This is a genomic window from Collinsella sp. TM04-29, from assembly GCF_003466565.1.
Taxonomy (GTDB): Bacteria; Actinomycetota; Coriobacteriia; order Coriobacteriales; family Coriobacteriaceae; genus Collinsella.
The window spans coordinates 969381-986004 of record NZ_QSPW01000001.1 but is presented as its reverse complement, the minus strand read 5'-3'; the positions used below and the strand labels follow the sequence as shown (position 1 = coordinate 986004).

At 68.5% G+C, this 16624-nt stretch carries 17 protein-coding genes; all 17 read left to right on the top strand.

Features of this window, described 5'->3' with window-relative positions; genetic code table 11:
• Positions 1–22: 22 nt before the first annotated feature.
• From cobM to cobK, 17 genes are read left to right on the top strand one after another with little or no spacing between them, the layout of a single operon-like run.
• Positions 23–814, top strand: a complete 792-nt coding sequence (gene cobM, locus DXD39_RS04470; RefSeq protein ID WP_117803260.1) for a precorrin-4 C(11)-methyltransferase — start codon at positions 23–25, stop codon at positions 812–814.
• A gap of 1 nt (position 815) precedes the next feature.
• Positions 816–2000: a cobalt-precorrin-5B (C(1))-methyltransferase CbiD gene (gene cbiD / locus DXD39_RS04465; RefSeq protein ID WP_233541104.1), complete on the top strand. Its 1185-nt coding sequence runs from the start codon at positions 816–818 to the stop codon at positions 1998–2000.
• Positions 1993–2682, top strand: a complete 690-nt coding sequence (gene cobI, locus DXD39_RS04460; RefSeq protein WP_117803259.1) for a precorrin-2 C(20)-methyltransferase — start codon at positions 1993–1995, stop codon at positions 2680–2682. Before cbiD ends, cobI begins: the two co-directional genes overlap by 8 nt.
• Positions 2683–3816: a cobalt-precorrin 5A hydrolase gene (locus DXD39_RS04455; RefSeq protein ID WP_117803258.1), complete on the top strand. Its 1134-nt coding sequence runs from the start codon at positions 2683–2685 to the stop codon at positions 3814–3816. It begins immediately after the preceding gene.
• Entirely contained in the window at positions 3816–4559 is a 744-nt protein-coding gene (gene cobJ / locus DXD39_RS04450; RefSeq protein ID WP_117803257.1) for a precorrin-3B C(17)-methyltransferase, read from the top strand. The genes DXD39_RS04455 and cobJ overlap by 1 nt, the downstream gene beginning before the upstream one ends.
• Positions 4547–6019, top strand: a complete 1473-nt coding sequence (gene cbiE, locus DXD39_RS04445) for a precorrin-6y C5,15-methyltransferase (decarboxylating) subunit CbiE (protein WP_117803256.1) — start codon at positions 4547–4549, stop codon at positions 6017–6019. Before cobJ ends, cbiE begins: the two co-directional genes overlap by 13 nt.
• Positions 6016–7398, top strand: coding sequence for a cobyrinate a,c-diamide synthase (locus DXD39_RS04440; RefSeq protein WP_233541103.1), 1383 nt, complete (start codon positions 6016–6018; stop codon positions 7396–7398). The genes cbiE and DXD39_RS04440 overlap by 4 nt, the downstream gene beginning before the upstream one ends.
• A complete protein-coding gene (locus DXD39_RS04435; RefSeq protein ID WP_117803255.1) occupies positions 7391–8533 on the top strand; it encodes a nicotinate-nucleotide--dimethylbenzimidazole phosphoribosyltransferase in 1143 nt (380 codons plus the stop codon). The genes DXD39_RS04440 and DXD39_RS04435 overlap by 8 nt, the downstream gene beginning before the upstream one ends.
• Positions 8530–9078 carry a bifunctional adenosylcobinamide kinase/adenosylcobinamide-phosphate guanylyltransferase gene (locus DXD39_RS04430; RefSeq protein ID WP_117803254.1) on the top strand — a complete coding sequence of 183 codons (549 nt, stop codon included), beginning with the start codon at positions 8530–8532 and terminating at the stop codon, positions 9076–9078. Before DXD39_RS04435 ends, DXD39_RS04430 begins: the two co-directional genes overlap by 4 nt.
• Positions 9075–9842 (top strand): adenosylcobinamide-GDP ribazoletransferase, encoded by a 768-nt coding sequence (gene cobS / locus DXD39_RS04425; RefSeq protein ID WP_089571795.1) that lies wholly within the window; start codon positions 9075–9077, stop codon positions 9840–9842. Before DXD39_RS04430 ends, cobS begins: the two co-directional genes overlap by 4 nt.
• Complete coding sequence (locus DXD39_RS04420) at positions 9839–10840, top strand: histidine phosphatase family protein (protein WP_117803253.1); 1002 nt, start codon at positions 9839–9841, stop codon at positions 10838–10840. Before cobS ends, DXD39_RS04420 begins: the two co-directional genes overlap by 4 nt.
• A complete protein-coding gene (gene cbiB / locus DXD39_RS04415) occupies positions 10840–11814 on the top strand; it encodes an adenosylcobinamide-phosphate synthase CbiB (RefSeq protein WP_117803252.1) in 975 nt (324 codons plus the stop codon). Before DXD39_RS04420 ends, cbiB begins: the two co-directional genes overlap by 1 nt.
• Positions 11811–13034 (top strand): histidinol-phosphate transaminase, encoded by a 1224-nt coding sequence (locus DXD39_RS04410; RefSeq protein ID WP_158565431.1) that lies wholly within the window; start codon positions 11811–11813, stop codon positions 13032–13034. Before cbiB ends, DXD39_RS04410 begins: the two co-directional genes overlap by 4 nt.
• A complete protein-coding gene (locus DXD39_RS04405) occupies positions 13027–14526 on the top strand; it encodes a cobyric acid synthase (protein WP_233541102.1) in 1500 nt (499 codons plus the stop codon). Before DXD39_RS04410 ends, DXD39_RS04405 begins: the two co-directional genes overlap by 8 nt.
• Positions 14523–15038, top strand: coding sequence for a cob(I)yrinic acid a,c-diamide adenosyltransferase (locus DXD39_RS10240; protein ID WP_117860052.1), 516 nt, complete (start codon positions 14523–14525; stop codon positions 15036–15038). Before DXD39_RS04405 ends, DXD39_RS10240 begins: the two co-directional genes overlap by 4 nt.
• Complete coding sequence (locus DXD39_RS10235; RefSeq protein WP_117860054.1) at positions 15039–15680, top strand: precorrin-8X methylmutase; 642 nt, start codon at positions 15039–15041, stop codon at positions 15678–15680.
• The gene (gene cobK, locus DXD39_RS04395; RefSeq protein ID WP_117803249.1) at positions 15677–16432 is read left to right on the top strand and encodes a precorrin-6A reductase; all 756 of its coding nucleotides are present in this window, start codon (positions 15677–15679) and stop codon (positions 16430–16432) included. Before DXD39_RS10235 ends, cobK begins: the two co-directional genes overlap by 4 nt.
• The last annotated feature ends 192 nt before the right edge of the window (positions 16433–16624 follow it).

The following is a 16624-nucleotide window of genomic DNA, read 5'->3' as shown; positions in this document are numbered from 1 at the left end:
GAAACGGGAAGGGAAGGCTCGGATGATTCATATCGTTGGCGCAGGCTCGGGCGCCGCCGACCTTATCACGCTGCGCGGGGCGCGCCTTCTGCGCGCGGCCGACGTAGTCGTTTGGGCGGGAAGCCTTGTGAATCCCGAGCTGCTCGCCGAGTGCAAGGAATCCTGCGTCGTCTACGACAGCGCGCACATGACCTTGGAGGAAGTGCTCGACGTGATGTGCGCGGCAGATGCGCGGGGCGAGGAAGTGGTGCGCCTGCACACGGGCGACCCGTGCCTGTACGGCGCCATCCAGGAGCAGATGGACGCGCTCGACGCGCGCGGCGTGGACTACGAGTTGGTGCCCGGCGTGTCGAGCTTTTGCGGTGCCGCGGCGGCGCTTCGCCAGGAATACACGCTGCCGGGAATCAGCCAGTCGGTCGTGATCACGCGGCTTTCCGGACGTACCCCCATGCCCGCGGGCGAGGGCATGCGCACCATGGCGGAAAGCGGCTCGACTATGGTCATCTTCCTGAGCTCGGGTATGCTCGCCGAGCTTTCCGCCGAGCTTTTGGGCGCGGGCCGCAGCTCCGACGAGCCGGCGGCGCTCGTGTTCAAGGCGACCTGGCCTGAGGAGCGCGTGGTGCGCTGCACAGTGGGCACGCTCGCCGATGCGGGCGCGCGAGAGGGCATCGACCGCACGGCGCTCGTGGTGGTGGGCCGCGTGCTCGGAGCTCGTGGCGGGCTTGCGCACAACGGCGCGCAAGCGGAGTCGTACGAGCGCAGCAAGCTTTACGACCCTTCGTTTGCCACGGGGTATCGAAAGGCGAGCAGCTAGCGTGGCCTTCGAGCACTACATATATACCGGGACGACCCGCCTGCGCTGCGGCTACACCACGGGGAGCTGCGCCGCTCTCGCGGCGAAGGCGGCCTGCGAGATGCTCTTGTCACGAAAGACCGTGGGCCGCGTGTCGATCGTCACCCCCGGCGGGCTGCCCGTCGAGACGGACGTGGTCGACGTATGCATCGGCGAGGGGTGCGCCCAGTGCGCCGTGCGAAAGGACGCAGGCGACGATGCCGATGTGACCGACGGCGTGCTCGTGTACGCGCTCGTGGAACATGCGGGGCCGGGCACGGGCGCTGCGGGCAGCAAGGGCGTGCCCGCGCGCGAATCGGAAGTTTCCGTCGATGGCGGCGTGGGCGTGGGGCGCGTGACGTTGCCCGGGCTCGAGCAGCCGGTGGGGGCGGCCGCCATCAACGCGACGCCGCGCGCGATGATCACTTCGGCGGTGCGCGAGGTGTGCGCCGCGCACGGCTTTTCTGGAAATATTGCTGTGACGATTTCGGTACCCGAGGGTGTTGCCCTTGCCGAAAAGACCTTCAACCCGCACCTGGGGATAGAGGACGGCATCTCCATCCTGGGCACGACGGGCATCGTCGAGCCGCGCAGCCTCGCTGCCTTGCGCGACAGCATCGAGCTCGAGATCCGGCAGCATGCGGCTATGGGGCGGCGCGGAGTCGTGCTCACGCCCGGCAACTACGGCGGGCAGTTCATCTCGGGGCATTTCCACCTAAACGGTGCGCCGGTGGTCTTCATCTCCAACTTTGTGGGCGATGCGATTGATTGCTGCGTTCGCGAGGGATTTACCAATGTCCTTCTTGTGGGACACATCGGCAAGCTAGTGAAGGTCGCGGGCGGCATCATGGACACCCATTCGCGTACCGCCGACTGCCGCGCGGAGATTCTGGCCGCCCACGCGGCCTTGGCCGGCGCTGGCGCGAAGACCGTGCGCGAGATCATGTCGTCGGTCACGACCACGGCGGCGCTCGAGGTAATCGAGGCCGCCGGCGTGGGGGACGCTGCGCGCGCCTCGCTCGCTGCGGCAATCGATGACAGGTTGCGCCGCCGCGCGGCGGGCGCATGCGACATCGCCGCGGTCGTGTTCGACGCCGAGCGCCGAGAGCTTTTCCGCACGTCGGGCGCCGATGCAGTTATCGGGGAATTGGGGGCTACGTATGAGTAAAGGCGTGCTGTACGGGGTGGGCACGGGGCCTGGCGACCCCGAGCTGCTCACGATCAAGGCCGTCCGCACAATCGAATCGTGTCCGGTCATCGCCGCACCGCAGACGGCGGACGGGGCCATGGTCGCGCTCGACATCGTGCGCGGCGCCGTCGACCTTACAAGCAAGACGGTGATCCCCGTGCGATTCTCGATGACGCGCGACGCCGAGCGCCGCACGGCCGAGCATGCCTCGCTTGTTCGCGAGCTTGTCGCGCACCTGGATGCGGTCCGCGACGTCGCGCTGCTGAACCTGGGGGACCCGAGCATCTACGCCACCTTCCAGCGCATAGCGCCCGACGTGCGCGCCCGCGGGTTCGAGGCGCGCGCCATTCCCGGCGTGCCGAGCTTCTGCGCGGTCGCCGCGGCGCTCGAGCGCGACCTCACGCCCGAGATGTCGTCGCCTCTGCACATCGTGCCCGGCGGCTACGACGACGTGCGCCGCGCAATCAGCTGGCCGGGGACGAAGGTGGTCATGAAGGCGCGCCGCTCGCTTGCGGACACGAAGTGCATCCTTCGCGAGGAGGGCGCCTTCGACGGTGCCGAGCTCGTAGAGGACTGTGGGCTTCCGGGCGAGCGCGTGTACCGCTCGGTCGACGATGTGCCCGATCGGGGCAGCTACTTCTCGACGATGGTGGTGCGCTAGATGAGGGTTTCCTGCATAGCGTTCACTGAGAGGGGATATGCGTTGGCGGAGCGCACCGCACGCGCGCTTTCCGATTGCGCGCAGACAGGTGAAGATGACCCTGGCTGGGACGTTTCCGTTTCGCGCGGGTTCGGCGAGGGGAAGGCCGACCTTCGCGCATGGACGGAGCTCGCGTGGGAAGCGTCGGACGCGCTCCTGTTCGTGGGCGCGGCGGGCATCGCCGTGCGGGCGATCGCGCCGCATGTCGCCTCGAAGGCAAGCGATTCCGCGGTTGTGGCGATCGACGAGGCGGGGCGCTTTGCCGTCCCGCTTTTGTCGGGGCATTTGGGCGGTGCGAACGAGCTTGCGCAAACTGTGGCACGCGCGGCAGGGGCCATCCCCGTCATCACCACGGCGACCGACGTCCGCGGCGTGTGGGCGGTGGATACGTGGGCGCGCTGTGCGGGGCTCGCCGTTTCGAATCCCGAGGCCATCAAGCGAGTGTCGGCGCGGCTGCTTTCGGGCGGGCGCGTGGCGCTCTATTCCGACATGCCGATTTCGGGACAGCCGCCTGAGGGGGTTGACATTGCGTCCGACCGCGCTCGGGCCGATATCGTCGTGTCGCCGTTCGCTGGCGCGAATGCGGGTGCGTCCGTTCGCGCGGCGGAGACAACGGGCGAGGTCGTACCCGCCGGTGTGACGGGGAAGCCGGCGGGCGTGCGGGCGCAGGCGCCTGCGCCCGAGTCGCTTCGCCTTGTCGTGCCCTGCATCGTTGCGGGCATAGGGTGCCGTCGCGGTGCGTGCGCCGAAGCGATCGGGGAGGCGTTTCTTCTCGCGTGCGGGCAGGCGGGCATCTCGCCTTCGGCCGTGCGCGAGGCGGCGACGATCGACGTGAAGGCGCACGAGGAGGGTCTGCTCGCCTTCTGCCGCGCGCGCAATATCCCGCTTGCGACGTATTCCGCAGAGGAGTTGTCGCAGGTCGAAGGCAGCGTTTCGCCATCTGATTTCGTGCGTGCGACGGTGGGGGTCGACAATGTGTGCGAGCGCGCGGCGCTCGCGGGCGGGGGCAAACTTATCTTCCCGAAGCTCGCTCACGGCGGCGTGACCGTCGCGTTTTCCAAGGTAACTATCGAACTTTCGTTTAAGGAGCGGTGATGGGAAAGCTCTTCGTGGTGGGGATCGGCCCGGGCGGCCCCGACGGCATGACGATTGCGGCTCGGCGCGCGCTCGAGGCGGCCGACATCGTTGTGGGGTACACGAAATACGTGGAGCTCGCGCTCGCCGCCGTGCCCGACGCGGCGCATCTCGCGACGCCGATGATGCACGAGGTCGAACGGTGCCGCCTGGCGCTTTCGCGCGCGCAGAGCGGAGAAGCCGTGGCGCTCGTGTGCAGCGGTGACGCGGGCGTGTACGGCATGGCGAGCCCCGTGCTGGAGCTTGCGGAGGACTACCCCGATGTAGACGTGGAAGTTATCGCCGGGGCCACCGCGGCTCAGAGCGGGTCGGCGGTGCTCGGCGCCCCGCTTGCCCACGACTTCGCGGTCGTGTCGCTCTCCGACCTGCTCACGCCGTGGGAGGTCATCGAGCGCAGGCTCGCCGCCGTGGCGAGCGCCGACTTCTGCATCTGTTTGTACAACCCGCGCAGCAGAAAGCGCGCCGACAGGCTCTCGCGCGCGGCGAAGATTATGCTCGAATGGAAGGCCCCCGACACGCTCTGCGGCTGGGTACGCAACATCGGGCGCGAGGGGCAGCAGTCGGGCATGTGCAGGCTCTCCGAGCTGGGGGAGTTCGACGCCGACATGTTCACCACCGTGTTCGTCGGCAACGCGGACACGAAGCGCGTAGACGGCCGTATGGTCACGCCGCGCGGGTATCGGGAGATTCCATGCGAAAGGTAACGATCATCGGGGCGGGGCCCGGAAACCCCGACTTGCTCACGCGCGCGGCGCTCGACGCGATCGACATCGCCGACGTGGTCATCGGCGCTCATCGCGCGCTTGTCGGCATCGACGTGCCGCCCGACGTGGTGAGATGCGAGCTCGTGAAGACGGCGGACATCGTCGCCGCTCTCACCGATGCGGCGTCGTGGCAGCGCGCCGTGGTCGTGATGACGGGCGATGTGGGGCTGTTCAGCGGCGCGCGCCGCCTGGTGGAGGCGCTCTCCGGCGACGCGCGGGTGGACGTGCGCGTCATTCCCGGCATAAGCTCAGCGTCGTATCTCGCCGCGCGCCTCGCGCGTCCATGGCAGGATTGGCGCTTCGCGAGCGCTCACGGCGTGGCGTGCGACATCGTGGCCGAGGCCGAGCGCGCAGGTGAGCTCTTCCTCGCCACGTCGGGCGGGGAAGACCCCTCGCGGCTTTCGGGCGAGCTTGTGCAGGCGGGCTTCGGGGACGCACGCGTGACGGTGGCCGAGCGTCTGTCGTACCCCGACGAGCGCATCACCTGCGCGACCGCAAGTGAAATCGCAGGTCAGACGTTCGACGACTTGAACGTGATGCTTATCGAGTTCGCAGGCTGCGCCGGTTCGCCTGCGGGCTCTAGCGCAGCCTCCGAGGCCCCGGCCGGCGCGTCTGCGCCCGCGGCGGCTTCTTTCGCGGCGGACTCTGCGGGCGCATCCCGCGCCGCGAGCTCCCGCTGGCCGTACGCTTCCTCGGGCATTCCCGACGAGCTCTTCATCCGCGGCGACGTTCCCATGACCAAGCAGGAGGTGCGCGCCGTCGCGCTCGCGAAGCTGCGCCTTACCGCGACCGACACCGTGTGGGATGTCGGCGCCGGCACGGGGAGCGTTTCGATCGAGGCGGCGCTCGTCGCGCGAGCGGGGTCGGTATGGGCGGTCGAGCGCAACGCGGCCGGCGTGCGGCTCATCCGAGAGAACGCTGATGCATTCGGGTGCGGCAACGTGCATGCGGTCCCCGGTGTCGCCCCTGAAGCGCTCGCGAAACTGCCCGTCCCCGACGCCGTGTTCGTCGGCGGGAGCGCGGGCGAGCTTCCCTCCATCGTGGAGGCGGCGCTCGAGAAGAACTCGCAGGTTCGCCTGTGCGTGCCATGCGTCACCGTTGAGACGCTCACCGAGGCGTGCGCGCTCCTCTCGGGTTCGCGCTTTAAGGGGTTCGAGGCGTGCCAGGTGTCGGCCGCCCGTGCCGAGGCTGTAGGCTCGCACCATCTTATGAAGGCGCAAAACCCCGTGTTCCTCGTCGGCGCGCGTGGTGCGGGCGCGGATGCCGAGGAGCTTGCCGAAGTCGGCGCGCTTGCTGAGTCGCCTGTCGGGGAGGACCTCTCTGTCGAGGGGAACCCATCCGTTGAGGTGGTCTCGCTTGCTAACTGCAGCGCCGCAGGTGGGGAAGGCGGCGCCCGGTGAGCACGTCCATCCCGCGCTTCATGGTCGCTGCGCCCTCGAGCGGGGGCGGCAAGACGGTCGTAACGTGCGCGCTCCTGCGCGCGCTCGCGCGCCGCGGCCTTGCATGCGCGGCCTTCAAATGCGGCCCCGACTACATTGACCCGCTCTTTCATCGCCGCGTCGTGGGTGCGCGCTCGGGCAATTTAGACGGCTTCTTCACCGACGCCCCGACGCTGCGCGCCCTGCTCGCACGCGGCGCCGCGGGCGCGGATGTCGCGGTGCTCGAGGGGGTCATGGGCTTCTATGACGGCATGGCACCCGGCGTGGCCGACGCGAGCAGCTATCAGGTTGCGTGCGACACGGAAACGCCGGTCGTTTTAGTGGCGAACGGGCGCGGGGCGTCTTTATCGCTCGCCGCCGTAATCCGCGGCATCGCCGAGTTCCTGCCTTGTGCGAACGTGCGCGGCGTCGTGCTGAACAAGACGAGCGCCGCTGCCTGCGCCTACGCGGCGCCTGCGATCGAGAAGCACACGGGCGTCGCGGTTTTGGGGAATATCCCCGCCGACGAGGCGTTCTCGCTCGAAAGCCGGCATCTGGGGCTTGTGACCGCCGACGAGGTCGAGCAGCTCTCCGCGCGCATCGACAAGATGGCCGAGCTGGTGGAAAAGAGCGTCGACGTCGACCGCTTGCTCGAAATAGCGGCGACGGCACCCGATATCCGCGAGGAACCTTACCGGTTGGAGCCGATCGCGGGAGCGCGGCTCATCGTCGCCGTTGCGCGTGACGAGGCGTTCTCGTTCTACTACGAGGAGAACCTGCGCGCGCTCGAGGATCTGGGTTGCGAGCTGGCCTTTTTCAGCCCCCTGTGTGATAGCGAGTTGCCCCGGGGGACAAGCGCCCTCTATCTGGGGGGCGGCTACCCGGAGCTCCATGCGCGGCAGCTCTCCGAGAACGCGCCGATGCGCGAGGCGGTGCGGCGCGCGGTGGAATCCGGCATGCCGACGGTCGCCGAATGCGGTGGGTTTCTGTACCTGCAGCGCGAAATCGCCGATAGCGAGGGGCGGCGCTGGCCTGTTGCGGGCGCCCTTGAGGGCGCAAGCGAGAACGGGGGAAGGCTGTCCCATTTCGGGTACGTGGAGCTTACTTCCCAACGCGACGGGCTCTACGGGCCGCGCGGCACACGCATCCGCGCGCACGAGTTCCACTACTGGCAGTCCACCTGCCCGGGCGGCGACTTTTGGGCGCAGAAGCCCCGGCGCGACAAGGGCTGGCCGTGCATGACGACCACCCCGTCCCTGGTGGCGGGCTTCCCGCATGTGTACTATCCTGCGAACCCCGACGTTGCGCGCGCGTTCGCGTCTGCCGCAGCGTCGTTCGCAGGGAGGAGGCGGCATGGCTGAAGCAACCGAAACCGCGCTTGCCTGCATCCGCGAGGAAGTCGAGCGCGCGTTCTCGTCGGCGCCGGGCGCCGTGCTCGAAGCCGCGCTTTCCCGGATCGCGCCCGCAGACGAGTGCGCCCGTGCCGCCGCGTACGCCGCGTGGGACTCCATCGCGCACCCCTTGGGGGGATTGGGCGACTTTGAAGACGCCGTCGCGTGTATCGCCGCAGCTCAGGGGAGCGCCGAGGTGGCCGAGTTTCCCCGTGCGCTCGCGGTATTCTTCTCCGACAACGGGGTCGTTGCCGAAGGCGTGTCGCAAAGCGGGCAAGATGTGACGCGAGCCGTCGCGCGCAACATGTGCGAGGGGGCCGCGAGCGCCTGCCGCATGGCGGCGTTCGCGGGTGCCGAGGTCGTGCCCGTCGACGTGGGTATGGCCCGGGGCATAGAAGACGCGCGCATGGTGCGCGCGAACGTGCGGCGGGGGAGCGGCAACATCGCTCTCGGCTCCGCTATGTCTCGCGATGGGGCCGTGCGCGCGATCGAGGTCGGAATCGCCGTCGCGTGCGGGCTTGCCCGCGCCGGCGTGCGCCTTCTCGCCGCGGGCGAGATGGGCATCGGCAACACGACCACCTCGGCGGCGGTGGCCGCAGTGCTCATCCGGGCGGACGCGCGGAGCCTTGTCGGGCGTGGCGCGGGGCTCTCGGACGCCTCGCTCGCGCGCAAGCGCGACGTGGTCGAGCGCGCTATCGACGCGAACTCGCCCGATCCCGCCGACCCGATCGACGTGCTCTCGAAGGTGGGCGGCTTCGACATCGCTGCGATGTGCGGCTTCTACCTGGGGGCCGCGGTCTCGAAGGCGCCGGCGCTCCTCGACGGGGTCATATCCTGCACGGCGGCCCTGTGCGCGGCGCGCCTGTGCCCCAACGCCTTGGGCTACCTCGTGGGCACCCACGCATCAAGCGAACCCGCAAGCCGGGAGCTCCTTCGCGAGCTCGGCATAAAGGCGCCCCTCGACGCAGGCATGCACTTGGGCGAGGGCGCGGGCGCCATGGCGTATCTCCCCCTTCTGGATTCGGCGCTGCGCGTGTACCGGGATGGGAAGACGTTCACGGCGACTGGCATGGCTGCTTACGAGCATTTCGAGGCCGGGAAATGACGGTGACGCTCGTCATCGGCGCCGCCGCGAGCGGCAAGAGCGCCTACGCCGAGTCCCTGTGCCTCGGGCACGACGGCCCCCGCGTGTATCTGGCAACGATGGAGCCCTTCGGGGAAGAGGGCGCCCGCCGCATCGCGCGCCATCGGGCGCTGCGCGAGGGCAAGGGGTTTTCCACCCTCGAGCGAACGCGTGACGTGGGCGCCGCAGTGTCCGGCCTTCCGCGCGGCTGCACGATTCTTTTGGAGGACGTGGGCAACCTGGTTGCGAACGAGCTTTTCGCGGAAGGCGGCTTGTCCCCACGTGACCCCGACGCTGCGGCGCGCGAGGTGCTCGGAGGCATCGAACGGCTCGCTCAGGCCGCTGCGTATACGGTGGTGGTCACCGTCGACGTGTTCGCCGATGAGATGCGCTACGATGAAGGGACCGAGGCATGGAGGCGCGCGCTCGCGCGCGTGAACGCGGGCGTGGCGGCGCTGGCCGACCGCGCAGTCGAAGTGGTATGCGGGATTCCCGTGTGGATGAAAGGTGAAGGACCTACAAGGTGAAGATAGCAGAGGCAATCGGCGCGGCGTTCGGAACGTTCTCGCGCATCCCCGTCCCGAAATCGGCCTGGACCGATTTCGGGTCAACCCATGCGCTTGCCGCGTTTCCCCTGGTGGGCCTTGCGGAAGGGTTCCTCATGACGGCGTGGGGACACGTTGCGAACCTGCTCGGCGTGCCCGCGACCATCGTCGCGGCCGTGCTCGTGGCGCTGCCTGTGGCGGTGACGGGAGGCATCCACCTAGACGGGCTCTGCGACACCTCCGATGCGCTTGCAAGTTGGGCCCCGCGCGAGCGAAAGCTCGAGATCATGCACGATCCGCGGGCGGGCGCCTTCGGGGTTATCGGTGTTGTTGTGTACCTTATTCTGCAGTTTTCCCTGTTCACCGCGCTGCCGCTTACGGCGGGGGCGTTCCTCGCGCTTCTGTGCTCGCTCGTGTTCTCCCGCGCGCTTTCGGGACTCGCCGTTGAATGCTGGCCTGCCGCGCGGGCGGACGGCATGGCCGCGGGGCTCTCGCCTGCGAAGAAGCGCGCGGCGATCGTCGTGCCGCTTTGCGCTTTCGCTGCGGCTTCGGCTGCAGGGATGGTCGCGTGCGCTCAGGCCGTCGGCGCCCTTATGGCGGTGGCGGGGCTTTTGGCGCTCGCGTGGTACCGCCATGTTGCCCTGTCCCGCTTCGGCGGGGTGACGGGGGATTTGGCCGGATGGTTTCTGCAATGGGCCGAGCTCGCGATGCTTGCCATGCTGGTGGCGGGGGGCATGCTCCTATGATGCTCGTGGTAGGCGGCGCGCATTCCGGGAAGAGGACCTTCGTGCGCGAAAAGCTCGGGTTCGCGGCGGACGATTTCGTCGACGCGGCGCAGTTTGCGGAGGGCGGCGTGCCCGCGGCTTTTGCCGGCCGCGTCGCATACCGTGCTGAGGAACTCGTACGCGCGCTCGACGCTGACCGGGCGCTCGAGCGGCTGATCGGCTTCGACGCAGTGATTCTGTCCTTGGTCGGCTCGGGGGTCGTCCCCATGCGTGCGGAAGACGCCCAATGGCGCGAGCGCGCGGGGCGCCTGGGATGCGCGCTCGCTGCGCGCGCCGACGTCGTCGTGCGCATGACGTGCGGGATTCCCCAGGTCATCAAGGGAAACCTTGATGATGCGCCTCGAGGGACGCAGGGCGCGGGCGCGCCTTTGGAAGTCGTCTTCGTGCGCCATGGTGCCACGGCGGGCACGGAAGACCATCGCTACAGCGGGGCGGGCACCGACGAGCCCCTGTCGAGCGCGGGCGAGCGCGCTTTGCGCGACCTCGCATGCTATCGTGTCGTGTTCCGTGTTATCACGAGCGGCATGGCCCGCACCGACCAGACGGCGCGCATCCTCTTCCCGAACGCGGAGCTTATGGCGTGCCCCGGTCTGCGCGAGATGGATTTCGGCGACTTCGAGGGACGAAGCGCCGCCGAGCTTAAAGAGGATGCGCGCTACCGCGCCTGGGTAGACTCCTGGTGCGAGACGCGCTGCCCGCATGGCGAGGGCAAGAGCGATTTCACCCGCCGCGTCGTCGCGGCGTTTCGGGAGGCGTGCAAATCGGAGCGTGCCCAGGGGAGTGGGCGCGCCGTCTTCGTCGTTCACGCGGGTACCGTGAAAGCGCTGCTCTCCGAGTTAGCTGTCCCGAAAATGGGATACTTCGACGTGCATACCGAGCCGGGCGGCGCATGGGCCGCCACTTGGGATGGGCGCTGCCTTCGCGACGTTCGCCCCGCTTCGGGGGGCGATGCCCGGTGATGACGATTCTTGCCGTCGCCGCCGGGTTCGCGGCCGACCTTGCCTTCGGCGACCCGCGCTGGCTTCCCCATCCCGTCGTCGCCATGGGGCGCGCGATCACGTGGGCCGAAGGCCGCCTGCGGGGCGCATTCCCGCAAACGTCCGCGGGCACGCGCGCCGCAGGGCTTGTGCTCGCCGTGGCGCTTCCGCTTGCGTGTGGGCTTTTGACCTGGGGAATCCTGCATCTTTGCGGCATGGTTCACTCCGGCTTGCGCTTCGTGGCCGAGGCATGGGCGAGCTATCAGATTCTCGCGGCATGCGAGCTGCGCCGCCAGAGCCTGGCCGTTGCCCGCGCGTTCTCGAAGGGCGGACTTGTCGCGGCGCGCGAAGCCGTCGGGCTCATCGTGGGACGTGACACGTCTGTTCTCGACGAGCAGGGCGTCGCGCGCGCCGCCGTGGAAACGGTGGCGGAGAACGCGAGCGACGGTGTCATCGCGCCGCTTTTCTACCTTATGATCGGGGGTGCGCCCTTGGGCATGGCGTACAAGGCGGTGAACACGCTCGACAGCATGGTGGGCTACAAAAACGAGCGCTACATCGACTTCGGCTGCGCCTCGGCGCGCCTCGACGATGCGGTGAACTGGATTCCCTCGCGGTTATCGGCCCTGCTCATGATCGCCGTGTGCCCGATCGTCGGGCTCGACGCGCGCGGGGCGGCGCGCATCTGGCGCCGCGACAGGCGTCGCCATGCGAGCCCGAACGCGGCGCAGACCGAGTCGGCGTGCGCGGGTGCGCTCGGACTGCGCCTGGCAGGACCCGCGGTGTATTTCGGCAAGCTCGTTGAGAAACCGACGATAGGCGACGCGTCCTGCGAAATCGAGTGGGGCGACATCGCCCGGGCGACAAGGCTCATGCTCGCCGCGTCCGTATGCGCGCTCGTCGTCTTCGGCGCCGCGCGCGCGGCGGTCGTGCTCGCCGTGGGGGCGATGGCATGAGGAAAGACCACGCCGCGCCCCGGGCTGCCGGGGGAATCCTGCGCGCCCGCACGCATGGGGGCAGCGCGCAATCGCTCGGCATCGCTTGCGAAGGGGGTGCCTCCGACCTCATTGACTTCTCGGTGAACGTGAATCCGGCAGGCCCCTCGCCGCGCGCCGTCGCCGCAGCTTGCAAGGCGCTTTCTCGAATCGACGCCTACCCCGATAGGGAAAGCCTCGCCCTCGTTCGCGCCCTAGCGCGCGACCAGGGCATTCCCGAAGATACTATCGTCTGCGGCGCGGGCGCGTCCGACATCATCTGGCGGCTCGCCGCGGCGGTGCGCCCGAAACGCATCGTCGTGTGCGCGCCGACGTTCTCTGAATATGCGGAGGCGGCATCGTACTACGGCGCATGCGTGCAGGAGTTCCCGCTCTCCGAAGCGGACGACTTCGACGTGCCCGCCTCCTTCGCCCGCGCGATCGAGGGGCCGGGAGACGTGGCGTACCTCTGCAATCCGAACAACCCGACGGGGCGCCTCGTCGACCCCCGTGTGATCGATGCCGCGGCCTGCCGCTGCGAGCAGGTGGGCGCGCTGCTCGTCGTGGACGAGTGCTTCCTCGGATTTGCGCCCGACGCCCGCGAAAGGAGCGTGGCCGCACGCGCCGCGTGTTCGCGCCATGTGGCCGTGCTCTCCGCGTTCACCAAGCTCTACGGAATGGCGGGGTTGCGGTTGGGATATCTGATCAGCGGAAACGCCCAACTCATCGAGGGGATTCGCCGGGCGGGGCAGGCGTGGCCCGTCTCTTCGGTCGCCGAGGCCGCGGGCATCGCCGCCCTGGAAGACGTCGAATACGTCTCGCGCACGCGCGATGTATTGGAGGGCGAGCGAGCGTGGCTTTCCCACGAGCTCTCCTCGCTCGGGCTTTCCGTCGTGCCGTCGGATGCGAACTTCCTTTTAGTCCGCACGCCGGCGAAAGACATCCCCGAGCGCCTGTATGATCAGGGGGTTTTGGTCCGCACGTGCGACTCGTTTTCGGTACTGTCCCGTTTCTGGTGCCGCGTCGCGGTGCGCACGCGCAAGGAGAACGCCCGGCTTGCGATGGCGTTCGGCCGTGCGCTTCGGGCGGAAGACGCATCGGGCGAAGGCGAACCCGACGAACGGGGCGGCGCTTCTTTCAGCGGCGCTATGGCGGGCGCGGATGGCCGAGGCTTGGCGAAGGAGGTCGATACCCGTGGGTAGGGCCAAGCCCATCATGATCCAGGGCACCATGTCGAACGCGGGGAAGAGCCTGCTCGCGGCGGGGCTGTGCCGCGTACTTTCGCAGGACGGCCTGCGCGTGACTCCTTTCAAGAGCCAGAACATGGCACTCAACAGCGGCGTCACGGCCGACGGGCTCGAGATGGGGCGCGCCCAGATCATGCAGGCCGAGGCGTGCGGCATCGCGCCCGACGTGCGCATGAACCCCATCCTGCTCAAGCCCGAAAGCGGCCACCGAAGCCAGCTCATCGTGGCCGGCAAGGCGCAGGGAGCCTTCGCTGCGAGGGACTACTTCGCGCGAAAGAAGGCGCTCATGCCGCAGATTTTGGAGGCGTTCGATTCGCTCGCGGAGGAAAACGACGTCATCGTCATCGAGGGCGCCGGCAGCCCCGCCGAAATCAACCTTGCCGAAAATGACATCGTCAACATGGGGCTCGCGCGCGCCGTGTCCTCCCCCGTGCTGCTTGCGGGCGACATCGACCCGGGCGGGGTATTTGCCCAGCTCTACGGCACGGTCGCGCTCCTTGCGCCCGAGGACCGCGCGCTTTTGCGGGGGCTTGTGGTGAACAAGTTCCGCGGCGATGTGGAAATCCTGCGCCCGGGTTTGGCCCCGCTCGAGAAGATGTGCGGGGTTCCCGTCGTGGGGGTCGTGCCGTATCTCACGCTTGACCTGGACGACGAGGACTCGCTCGCGCCGCGCCTATCTGCCCGCGAGGCGCGCGGCGTCATCGACGTCGCCGTCGTGCGTCTTCCGCATCTGTCGAACTTCACCGACTTCGACCCGCTTTCGCGCGTGCCCGGCGTGGGCGTGCGCTACGTTTCCTCGACGACCGATCTGGGCCGACCCGACCTGGTGGTGCTTCCCGGCTCGAAGACTACGCTCGACGACGCGCGTTGGCTTGCGGCTAGCGGCATCGGAGCCTGTGTACGCGCGCTTTCGGGCGCGGGCACGCCGGTGCTCGGCATATGCGGAGGCTACCAGCTTTTGGGAGACGAGCTTTCCGACCCGCACGGCAGGGAAGGCGCTGGTACCGCGCGCGGGCTCGGGCTCATCCCTGCAAGTACGGTTTTCAAGGAGGAAAAGCGCCTCGCCCAGTCGGCACTGCGCATCACGGGCGCCCAAGGCGCGTTCTCGGTGTGGAACGGCATGATGGCGCGCGGGTACGAGATTCACGACGGCGAAACGACCGTCTCCTGCGCCCCTGCGGGCACGATTGGCGGCAAACCGGAAGGCGCGGCCTGCGGTAACGTGTTCGGAACCTATCTCCACGGCCTGTTCGACGAACCGGGGGTGGCGCTCGCCCTCGCGCGCTCGCTCGCGCGCATGCGCGGCCTGCCCGAGAGCGTCGTGGGTGACGCGGGCGCGGCGTCCGCGGCCGATCACCGTGCGCGCGAGTTCGACCGCCTGGCCGACGTCGTGCGCGGGGCGCTCGACATGGAGTATGTCTACCGCATTATCGAGGAGGGCGTATGATCCACGTGTATCATGGCGACGGCAAAGGCAAGACCACGGCGGCGATGGGCCTCGCCCTTCGCATGCTCGCTGCAGGCCGCCGCGTCGTCGTCGTACAGTTCCTGAAAGACGGCGAAAGCGGGGAGGTGCGCCTGCTCGCTGAGCATTTCGGCGTGCCCGTGTTCGCGGGGAAGGCGTCGGACAAGTTTACCTGGTCGATGACGTCGGAAGAACTTGCCGCGACGTGCGAGCTGCACGATGGGAACCTCGCTTCCGCGCTCGTCGAGCTCGAGTGCGCGCAAGAGGGACTGCTCGTGCTCGACGAGGCGCTCGACGCGCTTTCGAAGGGGCTTGTCGACGAGGCGCTTGTGGATCGCGCACTCGATATGTCCGCGCTCGGCGTCGAAGTAGTGCTCACCGGGCGCGCGCCTTCCCGCAAGATCGTGGAGAAGGCCGACTACATAACCGAGATGCGGTGCGAGAAACACCCCTACGCTCAGGGGATATGTGCAAGAGAAGGAGTGGAGTACTAGATGGATTCCAAGGAGATGGCGCCTGGCGACATCGAGCGGCGCAGCTTCGAGATCATCACCGAAGAGCTCGGCGGCCGCACGTTCCCGCCGTTCGAAGAGCCCGTCGTGAAGCGCGTCATCCATACCACTGCCGACTTCTCGTACGCCGATTCCCTCGTGTTCACCCATGACGCCGTGCACTGTGCGCTCGACGCACTGCGCGCAGGGGCCACGGTGCTCACCGACACGAACATGGCGCTCGCAGGCATAAGCAAGCCCGCGCTCGCGAAGCTCGGCTGCAAGGCCGTGTGCTTCATGGCCGACCCTGATGTCGCCGCGGCTGCGCGCGCCGCGGGCACGACTCGCGCCGTTGCGAGCATGGACAAAGCTTGCGGCATCGAGGGTCCGCTCATCGTGGCCGTCGGCAACGCTCCCACAGCACTTCTGCGCCTCGCCGAGCTCATGGACGCGGGGAAGATCGCGCCCGCTCTCGTCGTTGGGGTGCCGGTCGGGTTTGTGAACGTGGTCGAGGCGAAAGAGGAGCTACTCGCGCGACGCGTGCCGGCCATCGTCGCGAGGGGTCGCAAGGGCGGCTCGACCGTGGCGGCCGCCATTATGAACGCGCTACTCTACCAGATCACGCGCACAGGCGGCCCGAAGTGACGGCGCTGCGCATCTTCGCCGGGACCACCGAGGGCCGCCTTCTGTGCGAATGGGCGAGCGGGGTGGGCATCCCCGCCCGTGCCTACGCGGCAACCGAGTACGGAGGCGAGCTTTTGGGCGAGCTTCCGGGCATCGAGGTGCATGCGGGCAGGCTCGACGATGCCGACATGGAGCGCGAGCTTTCCGGCGCGTACATCGTTGTCGACGCCACGCACCCCTTCGCTACGCTCGCAAGCGGCAACATCCGGGCCGCTTCGCTCGCCGTGGGTGCACGATGCCTGCGCCTTGCGCGCCCGGTCGAGGCGCTGCCCAAAGGCGTCGTGCCGGTCGCGTCGATCGCCTGCGCGGCGCGCTTTCTCTCCGAGAACCCGGGTCGCGCGCTTCTCACGACGGGGAGCAAGGAGCTTGCTCCCTACACGCGCGTCGCCGATTTCGCGGAACGCTTCTTTGTGCGTGTGCTCCCGCTGCCCGGTGCTATAACGAAGTGCATCGACGCGGGGTTTTCGCCGTCGCACGTCATCGGCATGCAGGGGCCCTTCACCCGCGAGCTCAACGAGGCGATGCTTCGGCAGGTGGGCGCCCAGTGGCTTGTGACTAAGGACTCGGGAACCGTAGGCGGCACGGCCGAGAAGCTCGCCGCCGCGCGCGACGTGGGAGCGCGCTGCATCGTGGTCACCCGTCCCGCCGAGGGAAGCGGGGCCCTTTCGCTTCGGGAAGTGGAAGACGCGCTCTTACGGGAGTTCGCGCGCTAGGCGCTCGCAGCGCCTGCGCGCCCTCCCGCCCGCGAGGAGGAGCGCCCCGAGCAAGCTCGACCCGTACAAGCCCGTCATCCGCCAGTAGCTCGAGGACGACGCCCGGAACTGGCGCAAACAGCCCTTCAATGAGTTGCGGTGAAATAGTGTCTGTTTTTTCTGCTAGATAGCATATTTCAGTCCCTAATTCAC